Here is a 21796-nt window from a genome sequence, read left to right as displayed (position 1 = left end):
GGCCGGGTCTCAGGCGGGTGCGAGCGTCACGACGACAAGGAGCGGTGCGCCGCGCGCAGGTAGCGCCGGTCGATGTAGCGGTCCGCCTCCGAATGACGGCGGTTCGGCAACGCGCGGATCAGCGCGCTGACCTCGATCAGGGCCTGGACCGCGGCCGTGCTCGCGTCGCCGTCGCGGGGGAAGATCGCTTCGTCCGTGTAGGTCTGCCACGCCCTGGCGAGGTAGGCGGGCGCCACGCCGGTCTCGACCGCCGCGACGCGGGTCGCGGTGTCCGGATCCCGGTAGAACAGCGCGTGGGCGCGCACGAACGCCCGCAGGAAGCGCGTGAGGATCGCCGCGTTCTCCGCGGCCCAGCGCGCGTCGACGTTCAGGGACGTGAACTGGAAGTCCGGGACGTCCGCACGGGGGTCGCACACGACGCTGAAGCCCGCGTCGATCGCGACGGCGTCGAGCGGGGCCCCCTGCAGGCCGGCGTCGATCGCGCCGCTCTGGAGCAGCTCCCAGCGCGCCAGGATGGGTCCGACGGCCCGCAACGCGTAGTCGCCGGGATAGGTGAGCCCGCGGGCGGCGAGCAGCTTCATCACCAGGGACGAGCTGCCCGCCTCCAGGGACGAGACGCCGATCACCTTGCCGCGCAGGCCCGACACGTCCCGGATCTCCGGGCGGGCGATCAGGGAGAACGGCAGCTTGTTGACGTTGCCGCCGACGATCGTGAGGTGGCCCCCGGCCTCCCGGTCGAGGACGACGTGCTCGGTGATGCCGTAGGCGAGGTCGACCCGCCCGTCGCGCAACCGCTCGGTCACGGCATCGACGCCCTCGTGGAGCTCGATCGCCACGGTGAGGCCCTCCTCGGCGAACAGGCCGGCGTGCTGCGCGATCCAGACCGGGAGGTTGAAGTAGTTCCGCGACACGGCCGCGAAGGTGAGCCCGGTCATCGGTCAGCGGCTCGCGGCGCGCAGGGGAACCGGCGCGGCGGGCAGCGGCGGGGCCGCCCCGCGGATCGGACGACGCGCGCCGAGCAGGACGATCAGCGCCCCCGCCAGGAGCAGCGCGCCCGCGATCAGGAACGCGCCGGCGAAGCCGCCGGTGCCCGCCACGACGTAGCCGGTGACGATGGGGGCGGCGAGGCCGAACGTGTTCCCGCCGACGATGAGCAGGCTGACGGCCGCGCCGTTGGCGGCGCCGTCCTCCAGGAGGTCGGCGGTGAGGGCGATGTTGAGGCCGGCCACGGTCCCGACGCAGCTCAGCGACACTCCGAACAGGCAGAGGATGAGCCAGACCGGCTGGACGAGCGGCGTGGCGAGGATGACCGACGAGGCGAGGAGGAGTCCGGCGATCAGCTTGCGCCGGTCGGCGGGCGTCGCTCCGGGCCGGCGCAGGAGCCGGTCGCTCAGGGCGCCCACGGCGAGGCCGACCAGCGCGGCGATGCCGTAGGGGATCGCGGTGAACAGGCTGCTCTTCAGCACGTCGAGGCCGCGGCTCACCGCGAGGTAGTTCGGCAGCCAGGTCATGAACAGGTAGCTGGTGTAGACGGTGCAGCCCTGCGTGATCGCGAGCGCCCACATCGACGGGCTGCGCAGCAGACGCGTGACGGGCAGGCCGGACGCCGCGCCCGCGGTCCGCCCCTGCGGGCCGCGACGGCTCAGGATGTGGGCGCGCTCCGCGTCGGTCAGCCACGCGGCCGCCTCCGGCGCCCGGTACAGGGCGAACCACGCGGCGGCCAGGACGAGCCCGAGGCCGCCGGCGATCCAGAACGATTCCCGCCAGCCGAAGACCGTGACGAGCCAGCCGACGAGGGGCGCCCCGAGGCACAGCCCCGCGTAGGACCCGCTGTTCAGGCAGGCGGTGGCGAGGCCCCGCTCGTCCCGCGGGGCCCAGGCGCAGGCGATGTGGCCGCCGGCGGGATAGTTCGCCGCCTCGCCGGCCCCGAGCGCCAGCCGGGCCAGGTACAGGGCCGGCAGCGAGGCGGCGAGCCCGGTCCAGACCGCCGCCAGCGACCAGACGGCCAGCGCGGCGGCCGTGAGGGTGCGGCCGCCGAACCGGTCGGCAGCGATGCCCATCGGGATGAGGAGCAGCACGTAGGTCCAGAGGAACGCCGAGAACACGTAGCCCAGCTGGATCGGCGACAGCCTGAACGTGGCGGCGATCGGTGCCGCCGCGACCGAGAGGTTCACGCGGTCGACGTAGCTCACGAAGGTGAGCAGGAAGAGGCCCCCGTAGACCGCGAACCTGCGCGAGCCGATCATGGCGCATCCTCGTTGACCGCGGCGGCGATCGCCGCCCGGACGCGCCGGGCGGTCGTCGTGCCTGCAGGTGTGGGTCCGAGGCCCGGCGCTTCGGTCCGGGAGACTCGGACGTGCGGACCCCTTATCGAGCCGCGGCGGCGGTCAACGGTAAGACCCTTTCGGTATACCTGCTATCGCCCGGGACGATACCGGCGCGCGGTCGCGATCGGCCGGGGAACGCGCCCGGAGCCCGGCCGGTAATGCTGCAGGACCCGGCCGCCGCGTGGATCGCCATGGACATTGCGCAGCTCAGAACGCTGATCCACGTCGCCGAACTCGGCAGCGTCAGCAAGGCGGCCGACCGGCTCAACATCGCCCAGCCTGCCCTCAGCCGGCAGATCCGCCAGCTGGAGCAGGAACTCGGTACCGACCTGTTCGAGCGCCACGGGCGCGGCATGGTCATCACCGAGACCGGGCGCGCGGTGCTGGTGCACGCGAGCCGCGTGATGGCCGAGATGGAGGCGATCCGCGACACGGTCGCGTCCGGTCGCACGTCGTTCCGGGGCACGGTCTCGGTCGGCACCACGCCGACCGTCGCCGAGATCGTGACGGTGCCGCTCGTCACGGCGCTCCGGCGCACGCATCCCGACCTCGCGGTCCGGCTGAGCGCGGCCTATAGCGGGCACATCCTCGACTGGCTGCAGCGCGGGCAGATCGACGTGGCCGTGTCGTACAACCCGCGCCGCCTGCACACGCTGCGCATCGTCCCGATCATGATCGAGACGCTGCTCCTCGTCGGCCCGGGCGGCCGGGAGGAGCCGGGCGCGCCCGTGCCCTTCGCCCGCCTCGCCGGCATGGACCTCGTCCTGCCGAGCCCCGGTCACATGCTGCGCGACATCGCCCACGACTGTGCCCGGCGGGCCGGCATCGAGCTCCGCGTGGTCGTCGAGGCGGACTCGTTCCAGTCGCTGATCAACCTGGTGCGCGCCGGAATCGGGGCCACCGTGCTGCCGCTGGCGCCGGTCCACGCCATGGTGGCGGCGGGCGACCTCACGGCGGCGCCGCTCACGGATCCCAGTCCGACCCGCGAGCTGGTCGTCGCCTATCCCGCCGACCGGCCGGTGAGCCGCGCCGCGCGCCTCGTGGGCGAGACGGTGATCGGGATCGCGGCCGATCTCGCCGCGCGCGGCGTCTGGATGGGCCAGGTGCTGGACGCGTCGCGGGCGGCCCACGCGTCTGGCCGGGACGCTCGAGCCTAGCCGCCCGAGCTAGACATCCGCGGCATCTCTCGTTTCGCCGATTGCTATTGGCCCGGGCCGGGCCGGCGCCTCTACGATCCATCCCGAACCGGCGGGGGTCGGCCACGACCGACGGGTCAGGGCGGCAGGGATGAGGGGGGCGATGACGGGCCAGGAACCGGACCACGCGGCGGACTGGCGCCGCGACGTCTTCCGCGGACTCAAGGCGGCGGGCGTCCGGCACGTGGCCTACGTGCCCGACGCGGGGCACGCGACCGCGATCCGCCTCGCCGAGGCCGACCCGGATCTCAACGCCGTCGTGCTGACCACGGAAGAGGAAGGGATCGGCTACCTCGCGGGAGCCTGGCTCGGCGGGCAGCGCGGGGCGCTGCTGCTGCAATCGAGCGGGGTCGGCAACTGCATCAACACCCTGGCGCTGCCGGCCTGCGGCGGCTTCCCGCTCCTCATGGTCGTCACGATGCGCGGCGACTGGGCCGAGTTCAATCCCTGGCAGAACCCCATGGGGCAGGCCACCGAGGCGTCCCTGAAGCTCATGGGCGTGATGACGTGGCGGGCCGACGCGCCGGACGCCGTCGCGCCGCTCCTGCACGGCGCCGCCACCATGGCGTTCGAGGGCAACGCCGCCTGCGCCCTGCTGCTGGGGCAGCGACTGATCGGAGAGAAGTCGTGGCTGAAGTGAGCGCGGGCGGGCCGCTGGAGCGCCGGGAGGCCGTGGCGCGGCTCCTGGCCGGCCGGGACGATCTGCTGGTCATCACCGGGCTCGGCTCGCCCTCCTACGACGTTATGGCGGCGGGCGACCATCCCGGAAACTACTACCTGTGGGCGGCGATGGGCTCGGCCGCGACGGTCGGCCTCGGCCTCGCCGTCGCCCAGCCGGCCCGACCCGTCCTGGTGATCACCGGCGACGGCGAGATGCTGATGGGGCTCGGCGGGCTCGCGACGATCGCCCTCCAGCGACCGCCGAACCTGACCGTCGCGGTCCTCGACAACGGCCATTACGGCGAGACCGGCATGCAGGCGAGCCACGCCGGCCGCGGCCTGGCGCTCGAGGGGGTCGCGGAGGCCTGCGGCTTCCCGTGGAGCCGGGCGATCGCCGACAGCGCCGGCCTCGACACCCTCCGCGACCGGGTCGCCGCCCGGGCGGGCCTGACCTTCGCGGCGATCAAGATCCGTCCCGAGAACCCACCGCGCGTCCTGCCGCCGCGGGACGGCGTCCACGTCAAGAACCGCTTCCGGGCCGCGCTCGGCTACCCGACTTCCTAGAGCGCGCCCCGGCGGCGGCCGGGACCGCGCGACCGGGAACATCCCGGCGGAAGCGTCGCGCGATGTCACCCGGATATGCTGCTCGATGCTGGACGAGGCCCGCCTTTCAGCCTCTGATGGTGCTGCGAATTGAATAAAAGCCGGGAGAGGAAACCGAGATGCTGCGACGCGTGCTGCGTCAGCTGACGGCTGCGGCCGCCCTGACATTCGCCGGTCCCGCCGTCGCCGAGGAGCCGCTGCGCTTCGAGGTCGATCCGGCCTGGCCGCAGCGCCTGCCGAACGACTGGATCATGGGCCAGGCGGCGGGTGTCGCGGTCGACGCGCAGGACAATGTCTGGGTCATCCAGCGGCCGCGCACCCTCACCGACGACGAGAAGGCCGCGAGCCTCGATCCGCCCCGCACCCGATGCTGCAAGCCGGCACCGCCGGTCCTCGTCTTCGATCAGGCCGGGCGCCTGGTGAAGTCCTGGGGCGGCCCGGGCGAGGGCTATCAATGGCCCCAGAACGAGCACGGCATCCACATCGACCACAAGGGCTTCGTCTGGCTCGCCGGCAACGGCGACACCGACGGCCAGATCCTGAAATTCACGCCGGACGGCAAGTTCGTCCTGCAGATCGGCAAGCAGGGGCCGCAGACCGACAGCCGGGACACGAGCCGCCTCGGCAAACCGGCCGGCATGATGGTCGATCCGGAGACGAACGAGCTCTACGTGGCCGACGGCTACTACAATCACCGCGTCATCGTGTTCGACGCGGAGACCGGCGCGTTCAAGCGGATGTGGGGGGCCTACGGCAAGCCGCCGACCGACGACAAGCTCGGCCCCTACGATCCGGCGGCGGCCCCGTCCCAGCAATTCGCCAACCCGGTGCACTGCGTGCAGATCGCCCGCGACGGCCTCGTCTACGTCTGCGACCGGACCAACGACCGGATCCAGGTGTTCAGGAAGGACGGCACCTTCGTGAAGGAGATGTTCGTCGAGAAGAACACCCGGGCCAACGGCTCGGTCTGGGAACTCGCCCTGTGGCCGGACGAGCGCCAGACCTACCTGCTCAACGCCGACGGGGCCAACAACGAGGTTCGCACCCTGAGCCGCGACACCGGCGAGGTCCTCGGCCGCTTCGGCCGCAACGGCCGGATGGCCGGCGACTTCCACTGGGTCCACAACCTCGCCATCGACTCCAAGGGCAACGTCTTCACCACCGAGGTCGACACCGGGAAGCGGGCGCAGAAGTTCCTGTTCCGGGGCGACATGGTGCTGCGCAAGCGCGCCGCCCTGCCGGAGGACGGCGCGCGATGATCGGCGCGGCGGATCCTGGAACGGGCGGACCGGACGCCGGCGCCCGGTGCGCGTGCTGCCTGCCCCGCCGCGGCTTCATGGGCCGCCTCGCCGGGCTGGGAGCGGCGGCGATGACGGCCGGCGCGGCGCGTGCCGAGCCGTCGCGCTACACGGGTTTGGTCATCGACTGCCACGGGCATTACACCACCGAGCCGGCCGCCCTGCTGGACTGGCGCAAGCGCCAGATCGGCGCGCTCAACGACCCGGGCCAGTCCCCCGCGCCGTCGGACCTGCGGGTCAGCGACGACGCGGTGCGCGCCAGCGTGAGCGGGCGGCAGCTCAAGCTCCAGTCCGAGCGCGGCATCTCCCTGGCGCTGTTCTCGCCGCGGGCCGGCGGGATGGGCCACCATATCGGCACGGCCCGCACCAGCCTCGACTGGTCGATCGTGTCGAACGACATGATCCACCGGGTGACGAGCCTGATGCCGCGGAACTTCGTCGGCGTCTGCCAGCTGCCGCAATCGCCCGGCGTCTCGCCGAAGGCCTGCGTACCCGAGCTGGAGCGCTGCGTCCGGGAGCTCGGCTTCGTCGGCTGCAACGTCAACCCGGACCCGTCCGGAGGTTACTGGACCGACCCGCCGCTCTCCGACCGTTTCTGGTACCCGCTCTGGGAGAAGATGGTCGAGCTCGACGTGCCGGGCATGGTGCATGTCAGCGCCTCGGCCAATCCCAACTTCCACGCGACCGGCGCGCATTACATCAACGGCGACACCACCGCCTTCATGCAGTTCGTCACCTCGGACCTGTTCAAGGACTTCCCGACGCTGCGCCTGATCATCCCGCACGGCGGCGGTGCCGTGCCCTATCATTGGGGGCGCTACCGGGGGCTGGCCCAGGACGCGAAGCGGCCGCCGCTGTCCGAGCTGATGCGCAACGTCTTCTTCGATACCTGCGTCTACCACCAGCCCGGCATCGACCTGCTGCTCAAGGTCGTCCCGCGCGAGAACGTGCTGTTCGCCTCCGAGATGGTCGGCGCGGTGAACGGGATCGATCCCGAGACCGGCCACGCCTACGACGACACCAAGCGCTACGTCGAGGCCGCCGCGATTCCGGACGCGGACCGGGCCAAGATCTATGCCGGGAACGCGCTGCGCGCGTATCCGCGCCTCGCCGAGCGGCTCCGGTCAGTCGGCGTGACGCCGTAGCCCTTCCGGCCCTGCCGGGCACGACGCGCGGGATCGGGCGGGACCGGAGGACCCTATCGGGTCGGTGGCGGCTTCCTGCCGACGCGGGAACGCCGATTGCGCGAGCCCCGCGTGGCCGCGTATCCGGCCGCCCACTCCGCCGTGCTCGTCTGGCAGACACCGTCAAAATCTGCAGTGACGGGCGCCCCCGCCAGGTGGCCCCGGCACCGGCCGTCCGGCGCCGCGTCGTCAAGCGCAACGCCCTCAGGGGTCGCATGCTCGTCGCCCATGGCTGCCGCCAAGCCTTGGAACGAACTCTTCGCTAAGCCGGTCGGCCCGGGGCGGTCGCAGCCCGCTTCCGGCCGAGATCACTCTAGCGCGCCTGGATGTCGAGACACCGATCATGAGAACGCTCATCGCCTTCACGTCGGTCATGATTGTGTGCGCTGGTCCCGCCCTCGCCCAGACTGATCGGCCGGGCGGAAACTGCGGCGACGATCCCGAGACGACAGGTGCCCTGCCCGCCGACCCGCGCAGCCTCTATCTGCCGGGCGAGCGGCCTGCCCGAGACCAGGACACGGTCGAGATCACGCCGCCCGAGGAAAGCTGGCAGGCGGCGGCCCGGGAGGATGCCGAGCGGCGGCGGCGCGCCATCCTCGCCTGCGGCGTGGACTGACGCACCCGTGCGTCGGAATCAGCCGCCGTGGCTCAGTTGACGGCCCGACCGAGAGCGGCCGCCGGAAGGAGGGTCCAGCCGTGGGCAGTGGCCAGACGGATGTCCCCCTGCCCTGCCGGCCCAGGATACGACACGGCCGGCGTCACCGACCCGCGCCGTGCCGCGACAGGTCCCGAGAATCCGGGCGCGTCGCGCAGCCGTCAGCAGGCCCCTTCGACGGGTGTGATTCCGAAGGCGCGGCCACGGATGTCGTCACGGTGCCCTACCCCGGGCGTGTGCGCCTCGATGATCGTGGCCGGCTTCCGAGCGGCACGGCGGGTCGCGGAACATGGCTAACAATCCCTGAACGACCGCCGCTCCGCGTCCGGGGTCAGCTTCCGGCGTCGCGGCGAGCACCGTCGCCTCCCCGGGTCGGGGGTCGCCCAAGAGGCCGAAGACGGGGTCGGCAGCTCCTCCCGGCCGCCGTCGGAGATCGCGCTCCGGCGCATCAGCCGTTGGCGCCCCCTGCCCTCCGAAGCCTCGCCGTGCCGGCGTCGAGAGACCGCGCGGCGCCAGTTCTCAGGCTCTCCCGCAGCTAACCACCGCGAAGGCCGGCTCCACCGGAAATGCGTCAGGGATCGGGCCGACGCACCTCACCCGAGCGGCCAATGCAGCAGCCCGTTGTCCGATATCGGGAGCCGCTCCGGCCAACCAATCGGTGAGGCCCTCCCCTCGAATCGGAGGGGCCGCCGCCCGATGATCCGGCCCTCGAGATCGGCGACGGCCGACGTGTCCGGGCATCCCCTGCGCGTCCGGCGCTCGTCGGCGCAGCGCCCTCCCCTCCGGGCGAACCGCCTTCCGGCGAGCGGTGAGGGCGCGATCCCCTTTGCGACCAGGCGCGGAACGATCGCGCCCGTCGGAGACATCACAGCACTGATCCTGACCGGCCATGCGGCCGCGCGTCACTCGGAGAGAAGACGCTCGGTGCGGCTTCCGCCATCGTCGCCGGCAAAGCTTCGGGAGATCGGCTGTGCATCCGGCACAGCCGATCTCCAGATCTCCCCAACGCCGCCTCGGTCTGCGGCGCCTGGGGTGGTCAGCCTCGGCTCGTTCGATAGGCTGCGAGGAGTTCGGGCAACCGGTCGGCCAGGTAATCACCGAAGCCGGGCGCGATCGACTCATCGAGCGTCAGGCGCAGACCGGTCGTGCTCCGCTCTACGCGGGCGAATTTCAGGCCTCTGGGATCCTTCAGCGTCTCGGCCTTCGGCTTCGCCTTCTGCGGCTGCGGCGCGGCGAGTTCGGTCAGGATCACGGCGAAGCGCTCATCGGAGGGTCTGCCGACCAGCTTCGGCGAGGCGAGGACGGCGGCGATCCGCTCCGGGCTCGCCGCTCGGATCCGGTCGGCGAGCGTCAGCCAGCGCGGACGACCGACCTTCGGGGCCGGACCGATGATCGTCAGAACCGGGGCAGGGATGCTCTCCGCGATGTCGAGATAGCGGTCGAGCTCGGTCCGATGCACGGCCATCGCCTTCAGGATCAGGTCGCGCGCGATGCCGGCCCGCTCCATGTTCCGGGCGAAATGGGCACGCTCGATGTAGCTGAGATCCTCGCGCGCCAGATTCTCTGAGCCCTGTGCGATCACGAGCTCGGCGTCGGTCAGGTCCTGCACGACGGCGCGCACGGGCTTGCCCAGCGCCGTCGCCGCCCGCGTCCGTCGCCGCCCGTAAGCGATCTCGTAGCGGTCGGGCTTGGTCGGATGCCGGCGAACGAGGATCGGGGTATGCTGGCCCTCCTCCCGGATCTGATCCACGAAGGCCTCGAACGTCGCGTCCGTCGCGTCGGGCACCCGGTCGGCGATGGCGGATGGCTCACACAGACCCGGATCGAGTTCCACCACGGCCCCGTCCTGCGCGGCTACAGGACGGGCCGCCGCCCACATGGCGGCGATCGAGCGCGCCGCCGCGGGCCGCTTCTCCGCCACCGGGGGAGGGGGTGTGACACCTGTCACAGGGGGGTAAGCCGTTGAAGAATCGGGATGCGCGGGCGAAGCCACATCCGTCTGGATCGGCGCGCCCATGATCGCGCTCAGGCGCTTCTTCTGGCTCATACCCGGCCCCATGCACGTGCGATCAAGGTCTCGATCTCACTGTTGACCGCGTCGAGCGCGTCGAGCGCGCGGCGGTAGGTCGAACCCGTCACCTCGTCGCGACGAAGCGGTGTTTCGTACACGGTCTGGCCGCGCAGGCCCGAGTTCGAAACCGCGGCCGACTGCAGCATGGCTTTGGTCAGAACGCGCTCGCCGAACAGGCCGCGCAACATCGCGACCACCTCGGTCTGCGGGGTGTCCTGCGGCTCGAAGCGCGTGACGAGGTAGCGGAACCAGTCGTGGGTGCGCACGCCCCCCTGCTCACGCACCGGCTCCATCAGCTCGTCCATCATCGTGAGGAACTGGCGCATGCTCGAGACGTCGAGCATCTGCGGATGGATCGTGATGAGGAGCGAGGTCGACGCGCACAGAGCCGCGATGGTGAGGTAGCCGAGGCGCGGCGGACAATCGATCACGACGACGTCGTAGCGGTCCGCGACCTCCTCCAGAGCGAGTCCGGCCCGCACGAAGAACGGCGGCTCGGGATCGTTCGCCTTCCGCCGCGCCATGTGGTTGGGCGCCTCGAACTCAAAAACCTCAAGTTCCAGATCGGCCGGCACCAGGTCCAGTCCCGTGAAGTAGGTCGGCCGGATGACCGCGCCGAGGCCGCACCGCTCCTCGCCGTAGCGGATTGCATCATAGATGGTGCGGTAGGGCTCGCGCTCGTTCTCGGGTCGGACGCCGAGCAGCGTGGAGAGGCTGGCCTGCGGGTCGAGGTCGACCGCGAGCACGCGGTAGCCGCGCAGCACGAGCGACTGGGCGAGGTGCGCGGCGGTCGTTGTCTTGCCTGAACCGCCCTTGAAGTTGACGCAGGCGATGATCTGCAGATGCTCACCTCGGTCGGCATCGCGGTGTGGCAGGTAGCGGCGTCCCACGCGGTCGATCTCATCGAGATGCGCGCGCAGGGCGTGGATGTCGGCCAGCGTGTACATCCGTCGTCCACCCGGCGCGACCTCGGGCTCGGAGACGAGAAGGTCGGGGGAGAGTTGCCGGATCCGACTGTCGGTGACGCCCAGGATGCGCGCGACCTCACCGGAGGTGAAACGCCGGAGCGTCTTGGCCTCGGACGGCGAGAACACGACGGACGCGATCTCGCGCAGTTTCGCACCGAGCAGCCGAGCATCGTCGCCGGCGGTCTGATTTGGCGCAGGCACGAGCCGCCCGCCGGAGAGATGCTGGTTCATCGGCCCTATCTCGTTCACGGTGAAACGGTTGAAATGCCCAGATCACCGCAAGCGATAGGATGAGCCCGATTCGCGCGGACCTGTCCAGCCCCGGGCGGCCGGGCCCTGCGCGGCGGACGATTCCTGAATGCGCCTCCTGAAAGCAGGGCAGGGGACGCGGGTGGGAACGTCGCCCCACACCGATACCGGTCCGCGACGCGCGGGAGCCGGCCACCGGCCCGCTCGGCTCACGTCATCTTCCTCCGCCGCATCGCCATGAGTTCGGCTTCGAGTCCGTAGCGACCTTCGGAACACAGGCGGACGAGCTGCCTGAAGTAGCCCCCCGGATTCCGGATTCGAATCTCACCCCGCCGCACGTCGTCGTCGTGCAGCTGCGCGACGATCAGTACGAGCACCGAGGCCCGGAACGGACCGAGGGCCTCACAGGCCTCACCCCAGGCGGAGGGATGCGCCCCGATCCCGCCCCGCATCAGACGGCCGACCTCGATGACGTCCGCCTCCGTTCTGAGCTTAACGCCGAATTCACCAGCCACCGGGCAGGCAGCCGCGATGAGACCCGGTTCGGGCAGGTGGATTGGCCCAGGCTCCTTCTCGGGAGCCCTTGCACAAGGATCGGTAGGAGATCCGGTGTCTTGTTCTAATTGGCGGCTGGATATGCCGGCAGAGGCGGCTTGATAGAACCGTTCCTCCGTCATGATCTGAAGTTCCCCCCAAGCCTCAAGGACGAGATCCGGTTCGGCGTTCGACGCTCTGCGGCTCGGCGTACTCAGCTCCAGCGATTCCTGCGCTGCGAGCAGATCGGCCACGTCCGTTCTCGGAAAGCGCGTGCGGAGGGCGGTGAGGGCCTCCGACACAGCGCGGCGGCGGACGGTCAGGAGATCGAACGACCGACGTCTCCGGACTTCTCGCGCGGTCGCCTCAGCGAGCACCTCTGTCCATTCGCCCTGTCGGGCAACGATCGGCGTGAGGTCGAAGCCGTAAGCGTCGATGATGGCGCCGCCCGGTGCCCGGATGGCGAAGCGCTTGCCGTTCGCGCTGTCCCGGGGCGTGATGACCTCCAGGGCCACGAGGTCGCGCAACCCGTAGCGGAGCGCGCGCTCCGACAGCCCGGTCATTCCGCACAGGTGCTCGTTCGACGGCCAGACCACCAGGCGCTCCCACCCCTGCTCGCCCCACACGGCGCAGAGCGCCGAGAGGATGGCGCGCAGGGCAGGGCGCAGGCGCAGGGCCTTGGCGGCGTCCCGGCCGGCGGCCGAGAGCTCCCTGCGCGAGATCGTTCGCCCGGCCTCGAGCGCGCGTCTCCGGCCGGCGAGCGCGGCGCGCGTGAGCGGCCGGCCACCGGAATGAACTGTCTCCACCTCAACCGCCTCCTCTCAGGAGGCAAAGCGGGACCGTTCACCCCGAAGGGTGTTCTTGACGACGGCCTGGGGGAGGGGGCATAAAGGGGGTGCGAATCGCCTGTCGCGCCCCATCCCAGGGTATGTCAGGTCCAAAGGCCTCGAGGTTCCCGCCTCGGGGCCTTCTGCTTTGCCCGTTACGTCATGCCGATTTCTCCTCGAAGGCAGACGCGAGCGCCCACTCGATCGCCTCGGTGCGGCTCTTGAACCGACCGTTCTGGATCGCTTGGTCGATGACAGCCTTGACCGACGGCTTCAGCCACACGTTCTGCTGGGTCATGCCCTTCTGCTTGAGAGCCTCCCTGCGACGTGTCTGACGGCGAATATCCGCCGCCTTCAGCTCTGCCAGCCGTTCCTCTGCGGTCATCGGTCCCCGCCCGATTCTGCCAACGTGACTGTTCATGTGGACCGATTCTGCAAACCGAGTCCAGCGGCGGCAGAGATTCGTGCGGGGATGGAGGGGTTTGTTAAGGGCGACCTGCTCCGCAGCCTCACCCGCGATGACCTGTGAATCGGCCCGGGACGCGCGGCCAATCTCGCGGCGGTCAACACCGGGCGGGCTCGAACCTTGCCGAAGGGTGAGCGCTGGACCGCGGGACGAGCGATCGAGCATCACGGCCGCGATGTCGCGGTCGGCGCCCCCGACAGACGCCCGTGCGGTTCGAAGCGGGCGGGGGAGGGGCGTGCGCCAGGGTGCCCGTATCAGCGGCGAGGGCCGGATGTCTTTCCGAGACCTCCGAGGGCTTCGCGCGTCGCGCGCCTCATCTCACCGCTCCGATCCGGCCAGGCGACGAGGATCCCGGTGGCGCCGAGGTTCGGCGCCTTCCGTGATCCCCTCGGAGCAGCACGCCGCTCTCAGGCGAGATGCGCGACGAGCAGGGCACGGGCGCGGCTCACCCGGCTCTTCACGGTCCCGGTCTGGCAGCCCATCACCTCAGCGGCCGCCTCGTAGGTCAGGCCCTGTGCCCCGACCAGGAGCAGGGCCTCCCGCTGCAGTTCCGGCAGCTTGCCGATGTGGGACCAGACGACCTGCAGATCCGAACCGTGCTCCTGAGCTGCCGGGGCGGTGAGTTGCGCCGCGACAGCGCCGTTCACGTCCTCGATCTCGCGCTTCCGCTTGCGGCATTCGGTGTAGAACTGGTTGCGCAGGATGGTGCACAGCCACGCCTTCAGGTTGGAGCCCGGTATGAACAGCTCCTGTCGCGCCCAGGCCCGGAGCACCGTCTCCTGGACCAGATCGTCGGCGCGCGAGGCATCGCCCACGAGCGAGAGGGCGAAGGCGCGCAGGCCGGGGAGTGCCTCGGTCAGGCCGTCGCGAAAAACGGCGGCGTAGTCCCGTTGCGGTCCCTCCAGCGCCGCATCGAGCTGCGCGACGAGCTCCAGCAGACGCGGCGGTGTCTGTGCCCGTGTCACGGCCTCGTAGGCGACGCGCAACTGCAGACCGAGATGATCCCGCACGCCGGCCGGTAGAGCGGCCAGTTCCGGGGGATCCTGCCGGCTCGGCCGACGGGCCTCTCCGTCTTGAGCAACCAACGTGTCCGTCAAGTCACGTCCTTTCAAAGCGCTCGTCGCACGCCCCGATCCCGGCCCGCCCTGGGGCCCGCTCGGCGGCCCGCAGCGGCATCGGGCCATCCGACGGGACCGACCCGGATGCGCGCGTCATCGAGCGTTCATCTCCGCAGATAGGGCCAGCCACCTGACTGTACAGTGAACATCTAACCCTGCAAATGCGGGATCGTTCTCGGCGGCCCGAGCGTTGGGCCTCGCTTCGATCGGATGGGAGGTGTCAATGATGAAGTGAGCGGGTCCCGAAGATCTTCGCGTCCAGGGCGGCTCGAACGGCGATGTTCCCCGAGTCCGAGCGACGAATGTCGTGTCACGGTGAACGGAATACGGCGTCGGGAGCGGTGCGCGATCCCCACGAGACTGCGAGCTGCGCGCGCGGCGCCGCTGTGGCCCGCCAGATGAGGAACTTCAGAGCAGCTTCGATGCCGCAGAATGTAGAATATTGGATCACGGACAGACCGGATGGCCGGTTCGATGTTGTCGTGAAACTTGAATCCGGAAAAACCGTTCGCCGCACCGGGTGTGTCTCCCGAGCGGAGGCCGATACATGGATCGAAGGGCTGCGAATGCTGATGGCGGCGATCGGCGCACCCGTCTCTGCTGCCGACGCGACCCCTGAGGACGCCTCGGCCTTCGGGTCACAGACGATGCACGATGCGGGTCACTCCACGTCCTGAGCCCGCGCGGCTGGTCGTCTCCTTGCCGGGAACCGTCACGCGCGCCTCGCTCATCCGAGCGATCCTCACCTTGAGAGCGTCGATGGCCTACGCCTCGCCGGTCCCGGGCTTCCCGGCCGGATCGCCGAACAGGATCTCGTGGGTGATCGGGTCGTAGAAGCGCATGACGCTCCGGACGAACGCTCTCGGCTCGATCGCCAGCGCCTCGGCCCAGGCGCGGTACCGATCCGGAGGTATCCGGCCGCGCCCGGTCTCCAGCTGCGAGATGAAGGTGTAGTAGTCCGCACCGACCAGCGCTGCGAGCTGTCGTTGCGACAGGCCGCGTGCCTCCCGAAGTTCCTTCAAATAGCGCCCGCCCTCCCGACGCAGCTCCAGCACCTCCTCGGAGTCCAGGCGTTGCTGATGAGCATACACGGAGTCTCGCCTTCCTGCCGACCGACGCCACTCAGCGCGGCGCTTATACAGCAAAAACCATATAGCCGACCCGGCGTCGCGCTGTCCAGACACGCGCCGTCGACCGTCGCCCCCGAACGCGACCCGATGCTTGGCAGGTATCCGACCAGCGCTATCATCATCCCGTAGGAAACGGTTTGAACAGAGGCGCGGAATGCCGCAATACCGGTCAGTGTCTCCAAATAGCGGCCCATGATTGTCGAGAATCGGACACGTGACCCACGCTCGCTGATCTGAGCGCCCGCGGGTCACGGACGCGAGCAGGACGGGAATCTGAGCCACCGGGTGTCGCCGGTCGTGCCGAACGATCGCAGGAAGAGGGCAGTATGGGCGATCATGCGCTGCAATCGGCACTGACCGTCGGCCTGCGCTCCCTGCGGCCGGTCCTGACGACCGCCGTGTTGTTCGGGCTCTTCATCAATCTGCTGCTGTTCGTCAGCCCGCTCTACATGCTCCAGATCTACGACCGCGTGATCCCGAGCCGGAATGAGACAACCCTGGCGGGGATCACGCTGATCGCGGCGTTCGGCCTGGCCGTCTACGCGATCTTGGAGATGCTGCGCGCCCGCCTCCTGGTACGCGGCGGCGTCGTGTTCGATCAGAAGATTGCCACGCCGATCTTCGATGCTGCCCATCGCGGCACGTTGGTCAGGCCCGGCGCGCAGCACGACACGGCGCTGCGCGACGTGGACATCCTGCGGGAGTTCCTGACCGGAAGCGGCATGCTGGCGTTCTGCGATCTGCCCTGGATCCCGATCTTCCTGCTCGCCTGCTTCATCTTGCACCCCTGGTTCGGCTGGATGGCGCTCGTGGGCGGCGGCACGATCCTGGGCCTCACGCTGCTCAACGAGGTCGCGACCCGCCGGACGCTCGACGCCGCCAGTCAGGCCTCGCGCGAGGCGGGGCAGAGCGCCGCGACGGTCTTTCGAAACGGTGAAGTGCTCCAGGCCATGGGCATGGTGGCGTCCATGCGCGGGCTCTGGAGCCGGCGTCACGACGATGTTCTGCTCCTCCAGGCGCGCGCGAGCGATCGCGCGGGCCTGATCGTCGCCGCCACGAAGTTCATCCGCATGCTCCTGCAGACCCTGGTGCTCGGCATCGGCGCGTATCTCGCGATGCACCGCGAGATCTCGGCCGGGTCGATGATCGCCGCGTCCATCATCATCGGCCGCACCCTCGCGCCGATCGAGGCTGTCGTCGGAAACTGGAAGGGCTTCACGGCGGCGCGGGCCAGCTATCGGCGACTGACCGATCTCATCGCCGTCGCCGGCTCGGAGACGCGCCGCCTCGTGTTGCCGCGACCGCGCGGCCTGATCGAGGCCGAGACCATCTCGGTGGCCGCCCCCGGAGCGTCGCGAGCCATCCTCGAGGACGTGAGCTTCCGGCTCGAGCCCGGCAGCGTCGTCGGGATCATCGGCCCGAGTGCCGCCGGCAAATCGACGCTCGTGCGCGCGCTCACCGGTGTCTGGCCCTTGCTGGAAGGCACGGTGCGCATCGACGGCTCCGACCTGGGCCACTGGGACAAGGCTCTGCTCGGGCAGCATGTCGGTTACCTGCCCCAGGACGTTGAGCTGTTCGACGGGACCGTCGCGCAGAACATCGCGCGCTTCGCCGCCCTGGACGATGCGCGCGTCATCGAGGTTGCCCGAAGGGCTGGCTGTCACGAGCTGATCCAGTCCCTGCCGGAGGGTTACAACACGGTGATCGGGCGCGGGGGACACGGTCTGTCCGGAGGGCAGCGGCAGCGCATCGCTCTGGCCCGGGCCCTCTACGGCGAGCCGAGCCTGGTCGTGCTCGACGAGCCGAATGCGAGTCTCGACCAGCACGGCGAAGCGGCGCTGATGCGCGCCGTCGCGGCCCTGAAGCAGTCCGGGGCGACGGTCGTGATGGTGACCCACAAGATGAGCCTGCTGGAGGAGGCCGACCATATCCTGCTCATGGGCGAGGGCCGCGTCCAACTCTCCGGACCGCCCAATCAGATCCTCGGCCACATCACCGGCCAGAGGCCTGTCCCGACCCTGGTGCCGCCCGTCGGCCCCACGACGTCCCAGAGCCACCGAGGCTCCGACGGGCAGCGGAGCGCGGGGTAAGCGATGACCGTCCCGCGCGCCGCGATCTTGAGCCCGTCACCTGTCCAGAAAGCGCCCGATGGAGAGCGGCCGGGTGTCACCGGCCTGACGAACTGGCGCGCCTACGCGGTGGCCGGCTACGCGCTCATCGTCGCGACGTTCGGAGTAGTCGGCACCTGGGCCACGTTCGCGCGCCTCGACCGGGCGGTCATCAGTCCCGGGGTGGTGGTCGCGGAAGGCAGCCGCAAGGTGGTGCAGCATCTCGAAGGTGGCATCGTCCAGGCGGTGCTGGTCCGGGACGGACAGACGGTCCGCGCGGGCGATGTCCTGCTCCGCATCGATCCGGTGCAATCGCGTGCCAGCAACGATCTCCTCCGTGGCCAGCTCGACGCGGCCCTGATCCTCGAAGCCCGCCTCCGTGCGGAGCAGAGCCAGGCGCAAGACCTGCTCCTGCCGCCGGAGATCGCGGCGCGGCGCGCTGAGCCGGCCGTCGCCGGGATGATCGACGATCAGGCCAGCCAGCTGTCGGAGCGGCGCGGGTCCTTCCAGGCGCAGCTCGCCCTCATCCAGGCGCGCGTCACCCAGTTGAGGACGGAGATTTCCGGGCTCGCGGTCGAGAAGGCCTCGGTCGAGCAGCAGGTCGCCCTGATCAAGCAGGAGCTGGAGGGCCTGCGCGGCCTGCGCGAGAAGAACCTCATCCCGCTCTCGCGCGTCCTGATGATGGAACGCGAGCACGCGCGCCTGGAAGGCGTGATCGGGCGGTCCGTGGCGGAGACCGCCAAGGCGCAGAACGGCATCAACGAAGCGGGGATGCAGACCGCGCAGCTTAAACAGAAGCTACAGGAGGCGCTGACTGCACAGCTCCTGGACACGCGGCAGAAGATCGCCGAGCTGCGCGAGAAGCTCATCGTGGCCCAGGATGTCCTCCGTCGGCACGAGGTCCGGGCCTCGCATCAGGGCGTCATCCAGGGCTTGAAGGTCTACACGATCGGGCAGGTGGTCCGCTCGGGCGAGCCGCTGATGGAGATCGTTCCGACGAACGACAGGCTGGTGATCAGCGTGCAGTTCGCGCCGAACGATCTCGAGGCGGTCCATGCCGGCCTGCGGGCCGAGGTGAAGTTCCCGGCTTTTCAGACGCGCCGCATGTCGGCGATCTTCGGCACGCTGACGATGGTGTCCCGCGATCGCCTGATCGACGACGGCACGAAACACGCCTACTTCGCCGGCACCGTCGAGATCGACGACCGCCAACTCCCGGACGACGTACGGTCACGCCTCCTGGCCGGCCTGCCTGCCGAGGTCGTCGTCTCGGCCGGCGAGCGCACCGCGCTCGACTATCTGGTGGCTCCGTTCTTCGACGCTCTGGGACGCAGTTTCCATGAGCGCTAGACCCTGCTTCTCAGTCACTGTGCGGACGTGAGGTCCCGATGGGCGCGGTCATCTCATTCTTCCGACCCGCGGCGACGTGCCGGGGTGGCTGGTCGCAGCAGGAACTCGCGGAATTCTACCGCGTCGAGGCCGCCCTGGTCCGGGCCGGCCTGCAGATCGGGAGCGAGCAGGGCCTGAGCGACGAGGCGGATCCCTGGTTCGTCTTCTGCCGGCCGGATGGCGACGCCGTCATGCACTTCGCCAGGATCGACGGCAGCTACGTCATCGCGTCCGAGGTCTTGGACAGCCCGATGCGGGGCAGCGATTTTCGCGCTCTCATCAACGAGATCGCCCGACGCTATCCCGAGCTTCTCCCGATCCCGCAGAGTGCCGGTGAGACGAAGCTCTCGGTTCACCCGGCGGCGCTGCTCGCCGCCCTCGTCGCGGCCGCGGCCCTGAGCCTGTCGCCCGACGACGCCCGCGCCGCTGACGAGGCCCGGTCGACCGAGAGCGCGTCCCAGGCCCCTCACGCGGGCCAGGCGCATCAGCAAGGGCCGTCCGAAGCGCGCGACACCGGTGATGCCGAAGACCGCGACGCGCATCGCAAGCAAGTCGGGATCATCGTGTTCTCGGCGATGGTCTTCGCTGTGGACGCCCTCGCCGACCACCCGGCGCAGGGAACCGAAGCGCCATCAGATCTCGGCGCACCGGGTGGCATCAAGGCCTTCCCGGAGGACCAGGGCGGCGTATCGCCGACGGCGGGCGGAGCGCTGAGCCCGGTCCAGGCCGGTGGACCGCACAGCTCCGGCCGGCACGAAGGTCCGACGAGCGGCGCCTCCGGTTCCGTAACGGTCGAACCGATCTCGGTCGTTGCCGCCCGACCCGATGCTGCGGATTTTGGATCGATCGGCCTCAGAGATCCGGCCTCAGCCACGGGGCCGGCGCGGGCAGGCACGGAGCCCGCATATCAGCCCCTGGTGCACGGTGTGGAGGCGGGCGCAGCCCGCGCGGCGGGTTCATCGTCCTCTCCGGATGCCGGATCGGACGGCAGTGCCGTGGCATCGGGGGACGCCCAAGCGCGGGAACAGCCAGCGCCATCGCCAAGCGCGACCGGTGAGGCCGGACCGCAAGTCCGGAGCGCGAACGCGACGACCGGGCCTGGTGCGTCCGAAGCTCCGCCCGCCCAGGTCAATGGCCTCAACTCCGCCGCACAACCCGAATCGAAACATGCGCTGCTCGCGACCGGGGAGGCGCAGTCAGGAAACTCGAACAACGGCTCGCGGGCGAGCACCTTTCCAGACGAACGAGCACGACCCGAGGCGAGCCCGGATGCGGATCCCTCGGGCAGAGGCGCGGGCGCACCCGAACGGGAGCAGCACGGCACGGACAGCCACAACGCAACAACGGTCGCTGGTGAGAGCCCTTCTGCGGGCACCGCGCAGGGCCGAGTGGAGGCTGCGGGGGCTGGCGGCGGTCAAAACGGCGATGGACCCGGCCGGAGCGCTGAAGCGCCGGGACATCGGGAGGAAACAGCAGCGGTCCAACGGGAGGCGGACGGTCGCGGCTCGGCCGGCAGCGCGGATCCGGGTCAACCGTCCGGCATCGCGCAGGTCGAGACCAGCGCTGCCGATCCGGGCCAAGCGCAGGTCGGTCCCGGACGGAGCGCCGAGGCTCCCGGGCATCGAACGGCGGGCTCTGCCCAGTCCGATCCGAGCGATCACGAGACACCTGACAGCGTGAGCCCTTCCCCCGCGGCAGACGTCGCACAGGCTCGCGCGAACAATGCGGATCCGCGACACGGGCAGGCTGGCGCGGAATCGGGACGGACCGCCGAGACACCAGGGCATCTCGAGAGCTCGGCGCCGCGAACGCGGGTCGCGCACGAACAGGGCTGGAGCACCGATGCGGATCCCGCTCAGCCGCAAGTCAGCGCGCAGGCGCGGGGGGAGAGGGCGGATGCAGGTCACGGCCAGGCCGTCGTCGGCCACGGCACCGCCGCCGGTCCAGATACAGACTCAGCCGCCGCACAGGCAGGTCCCGCCCAGAACAGGGTGAGTGCTGGCGAGGCAGGTCACTCGCAGGCCGGGGCGGAACCGGGCCGCAGCGCCGAGGCGCCGAGACATCTCCGGGACACGACACCGCACGCGCAGGATACCGACGGTCATGGCACCGGGGCCGACACGGTCCAAGGCCAACCGTCAGCGAATGCGCAGGTGAGCGTTGCCGATCCAGGTCACACGCAGGCAGTCGGACCCGGGCGGAGCGCCGCGGCGCCCGGGCATGGTCAGGACACCGGACCGCACGCGCAGGATGCCGGCGGTCCGGTCGCGGCGAGCAACCCCGACCCGGCCACGCCGTCAGCTCACGCGCAGGCGCAGGCGAGCGCTGCCGATCCAGCGCACGGGCAAGCCGCCGAACCCGGGCGGAGCGCCGGGGCGCCCGGACATGGTCAGGACACCGGACCGCACGCGCAGGATGCCGGCGGTCCGGTGACGGCGAGCAACCCCGACCCGGCCACGCCGTCAGCTCACGCGCAGGCGCAGGCGAGCGCTGCCGATCCAGCGCACGGGCAAGCCGCCGAACCCGGGCGGAGCGCCGGGGCGCCCGGACATGGTCAGGACACCGGACCGCACGCGCAGGATGCCGGCGGTCCGGTGACGGCGAGCAACCCCGACCCGGCCACACCGTCAGATCACGCGCAGGCGCAGGCGAGCGCTGCCGAGCCCGCGCACGGGCAGGCCGCCGAACCGGGACGGAGCGCCGAGGTGTCGGGGCATCTCCAGGATACGGAAGCGCGAGCGCGGGATGTTGGCAGCCACGCCACGGCCACCGACGCGAACCGTGCCCCGCCGTCAGACGACGCGCCGGCGCAGCCGAGCGCCGCCGATTCCGGGCACGCTCAGACCGACGCAGGGCCCGGTCGAGGCGCCGAGGCATCCGGGCATCCCCAGGAGAACGGACCGCCTCCGCAGAATGTGGCCGAACCGAGCGCGGCGACCGGCACCGACACAGGGATCCCGTCGAGCAACACGGCAGGCCGAACGGTCGACGCGGTGTCCGGTCCACGGCATCT

General features: G+C 70.5%; 17 protein-coding genes (1 of these 17 cut by a window edge). 9 read left to right on the top strand and 8 right to left on the bottom strand.

Annotated elements, in window-relative coordinates; translation table 11 throughout:
* Positions 1 to 26: 26 nt before the first annotated feature.
* Positions 27 to 935, bottom strand: a complete 909-nt coding sequence (locus J3A75_RS35305; RefSeq protein ID WP_116656723.1) for an ABC transporter substrate-binding protein — start codon at positions 933 to 935, stop codon at positions 27 to 29.
* A gap of 3 nt (positions 936 to 938) precedes the next feature.
* On the bottom strand, positions 939 to 2246 hold the full coding sequence (locus tag J3A75_RS35300) for an MFS transporter (RefSeq protein ID WP_029358921.1): 1308 nt from the start codon (positions 2244 to 2246) through the stop codon (positions 939 to 941).
* A 272-nt stretch (positions 2247 to 2518) separates the two neighbouring features.
* Between J3A75_RS35300 and J3A75_RS35295 the strand changes: the two genes are divergently transcribed.
* From J3A75_RS35295 to J3A75_RS35270, 6 genes are all read left to right on the top strand, one after another.
* Positions 2519 to 3484 (top strand): LysR substrate-binding domain-containing protein, encoded by a 966-nt coding sequence (locus J3A75_RS35295; RefSeq protein ID WP_059409474.1) that lies wholly within the window; start codon positions 2519 to 2521, stop codon positions 3482 to 3484.
* 142 nt (positions 3485 to 3626) lie between these two features.
* The gene (locus J3A75_RS35290) at positions 3627 to 4163 is read left to right on the top strand and encodes a thiamine pyrophosphate-binding protein (RefSeq protein ID WP_209651315.1); all 537 of its coding nucleotides are present in this window, start codon (positions 3627 to 3629) and stop codon (positions 4161 to 4163) included.
* Complete coding sequence (locus J3A75_RS35285; RefSeq protein ID WP_012329653.1) at positions 4151 to 4747, top strand: thiamine pyrophosphate-dependent enzyme; 597 nt, start codon at positions 4151 to 4153, stop codon at positions 4745 to 4747. The genes J3A75_RS35290 and J3A75_RS35285 overlap by 13 nt, the downstream gene beginning before the upstream one ends.
* Positions 4748 to 4905: 158 nt before the next feature.
* Positions 4906 to 6045 (top strand): hypothetical protein, encoded by a 1140-nt coding sequence (locus J3A75_RS35280; protein WP_012329652.1) that lies wholly within the window; start codon positions 4906 to 4908, stop codon positions 6043 to 6045.
* 155 nt (positions 6046 to 6200) lie between these two features.
* The gene (locus J3A75_RS35275; protein ID WP_029358926.1) at positions 6201 to 7229 is read left to right on the top strand and encodes an amidohydrolase family protein; all 1029 of its coding nucleotides are present in this window, start codon (positions 6201 to 6203) and stop codon (positions 7227 to 7229) included.
* A gap of 382 nt (positions 7230 to 7611) precedes the next feature.
* On the top strand, positions 7612 to 7884 hold the full coding sequence (locus J3A75_RS35270; RefSeq protein ID WP_043074702.1) for a hypothetical protein: 273 nt from the start codon (positions 7612 to 7614) through the stop codon (positions 7882 to 7884).
* Positions 7885 to 8959: 1075 nt separating this feature from the next.
* On the opposite strand, the gene repB is transcribed toward J3A75_RS35270, so the two are convergent.
* The 6 genes from repB to J3A75_RS35240 all read right to left on the bottom strand — a co-directional run bounded on the left by repB (position 8960) and on the right by J3A75_RS35240 (position 15247).
* Positions 8960 to 9844 carry a plasmid partitioning protein RepB gene (gene repB / locus J3A75_RS35265; protein WP_312892954.1) on the bottom strand — a complete coding sequence of 295 codons (885 nt, stop codon included), beginning with the start codon at positions 9842 to 9844 and terminating at the stop codon, positions 8960 to 8962.
* Positions 9845 to 9966: 122 nt separating this feature from the next.
* A complete protein-coding gene (gene repA, locus J3A75_RS35260) occupies positions 9967 to 11193 on the bottom strand; it encodes a plasmid partitioning protein RepA (RefSeq protein WP_024827318.1) in 1227 nt (408 codons plus the stop codon).
* A gap of 227 nt (positions 11194 to 11420) precedes the next feature.
* The gene (gene repC, locus J3A75_RS37325; RefSeq protein ID WP_209651314.1) at positions 11421 to 12551 is read right to left on the bottom strand and encodes a replication initiation protein RepC; all 1131 of its coding nucleotides are present in this window, start codon (positions 12549 to 12551) and stop codon (positions 11421 to 11423) included.
* Between the two features lie 181 nt (positions 12552 to 12732).
* Positions 12733 to 12957 carry a hypothetical protein gene (locus tag J3A75_RS35250; RefSeq protein ID WP_012329646.1) on the bottom strand — a complete coding sequence of 75 codons (225 nt, stop codon included), beginning with the start codon at positions 12955 to 12957 and terminating at the stop codon, positions 12733 to 12735.
* Between the two features lie 488 nt (positions 12958 to 13445).
* Positions 13446 to 14048 (bottom strand): sigma-70 family RNA polymerase sigma factor, encoded by a 603-nt coding sequence (locus J3A75_RS35245; protein WP_245297853.1) that lies wholly within the window; start codon positions 14046 to 14048, stop codon positions 13446 to 13448.
* 872 nt (positions 14049 to 14920) lie between these two features.
* Positions 14921 to 15247: a helix-turn-helix domain-containing protein gene (locus J3A75_RS35240; protein WP_012329644.1), complete on the bottom strand. Its 327-nt coding sequence runs from the start codon at positions 15245 to 15247 to the stop codon at positions 14921 to 14923.
* Between the two features lie 365 nt (positions 15248 to 15612).
* Between J3A75_RS35240 and J3A75_RS35235 the strand changes: the two genes are divergently transcribed.
* The 3 genes in view from J3A75_RS35235 to J3A75_RS35225 are tightly spaced (at most 38 nt apart) and all read left to right on the top strand, a layout consistent with a single transcriptional unit that may run on beyond the window.
* Positions 15613 to 17376 carry a type I secretion system permease/ATPase gene (locus J3A75_RS35235; protein ID WP_209651313.1) on the top strand — a complete coding sequence of 588 codons (1764 nt, stop codon included), beginning with the start codon at positions 15613 to 15615 and terminating at the stop codon, positions 17374 to 17376.
* Positions 17377 to 17379: 3 nt separating this feature from the next.
* On the top strand, positions 17380 to 18744 hold the full coding sequence (locus tag J3A75_RS35230) for an HlyD family type I secretion periplasmic adaptor subunit (RefSeq protein WP_209651312.1): 1365 nt from the start codon (positions 17380 to 17382) through the stop codon (positions 18742 to 18744).
* Positions 18745 to 18782: 38 nt separating this feature from the next.
* A protein-coding gene (locus tag J3A75_RS35225; RefSeq protein ID WP_209651311.1) for a hypothetical protein crosses the window boundary here: on the top strand, positions 18783 to 21796 show its 5' portion. It continues 358 nt past the right edge of the window; 3014 of the gene's 3372 nt are visible here — the first part of the coding sequence; it begins with the start codon at positions 18783 to 18785; its stop codon lies beyond the right edge, outside the window.

The organism is Methylobacterium sp. PvP105, from assembly GCF_017876975.1.
GTDB lineage: Bacteria > Pseudomonadota > Alphaproteobacteria > Rhizobiales > Beijerinckiaceae > Methylobacterium > Methylobacterium radiotolerans.
This window is presented reverse-complemented; position numbering and strand designations above follow the sequence as displayed.

Excerpts from the sequence above, each read along its gene's own strand:
- J3A75_RS35290 (WP_209651315.1), top strand. The coding sequence starts at position 3,627 with ATGACGGGCCAGGAACCGGACCACGCGGCGGACTGGCGCCGCGACGTC.
- J3A75_RS35250 (WP_012329646.1), bottom strand. The coding sequence starts at position 12,957 with ATGACCGCAGAGGAACGGCTGGCAGAGCTGAAGGCGGCGGATATTCGC.
- J3A75_RS35270 (WP_043074702.1), top strand. The coding sequence starts at position 7,612 with ATGAGAACGCTCATCGCCTTCACGTCGGTCATGATTGTGTGCGCTGGT.
- J3A75_RS35305 (WP_116656723.1), bottom strand. The coding sequence starts at position 935 with ATGACCGGGCTCACCTTCGCGGCCGTGTCGCGGAACTACTTCAACCTC.
- J3A75_RS35300 (WP_029358921.1), bottom strand. The coding sequence starts at position 2,246 with ATGATCGGCTCGCGCAGGTTCGCGGTCTACGGGGGCCTCTTCCTGCTC.
- J3A75_RS35230 (WP_209651312.1), top strand. The coding sequence starts at position 17,380 with ATGACCGTCCCGCGCGCCGCGATCTTGAGCCCGTCACCTGTCCAGAAA.
- J3A75_RS35280 (WP_012329652.1), top strand. The coding sequence starts at position 4,906 with ATGCTGCGACGCGTGCTGCGTCAGCTGACGGCTGCGGCCGCCCTGACA.
- repA (WP_024827318.1), bottom strand. The coding sequence starts at position 11,193 with ATGAACCAGCATCTCTCCGGCGGGCGGCTCGTGCCTGCGCCAAATCAG.
- J3A75_RS35295 (WP_059409474.1), top strand. The coding sequence starts at position 2,519 with ATGGACATTGCGCAGCTCAGAACGCTGATCCACGTCGCCGAACTCGGC.
- J3A75_RS35235 (WP_209651313.1), top strand. The coding sequence starts at position 15,613 with ATGGGCGATCATGCGCTGCAATCGGCACTGACCGTCGGCCTGCGCTCC.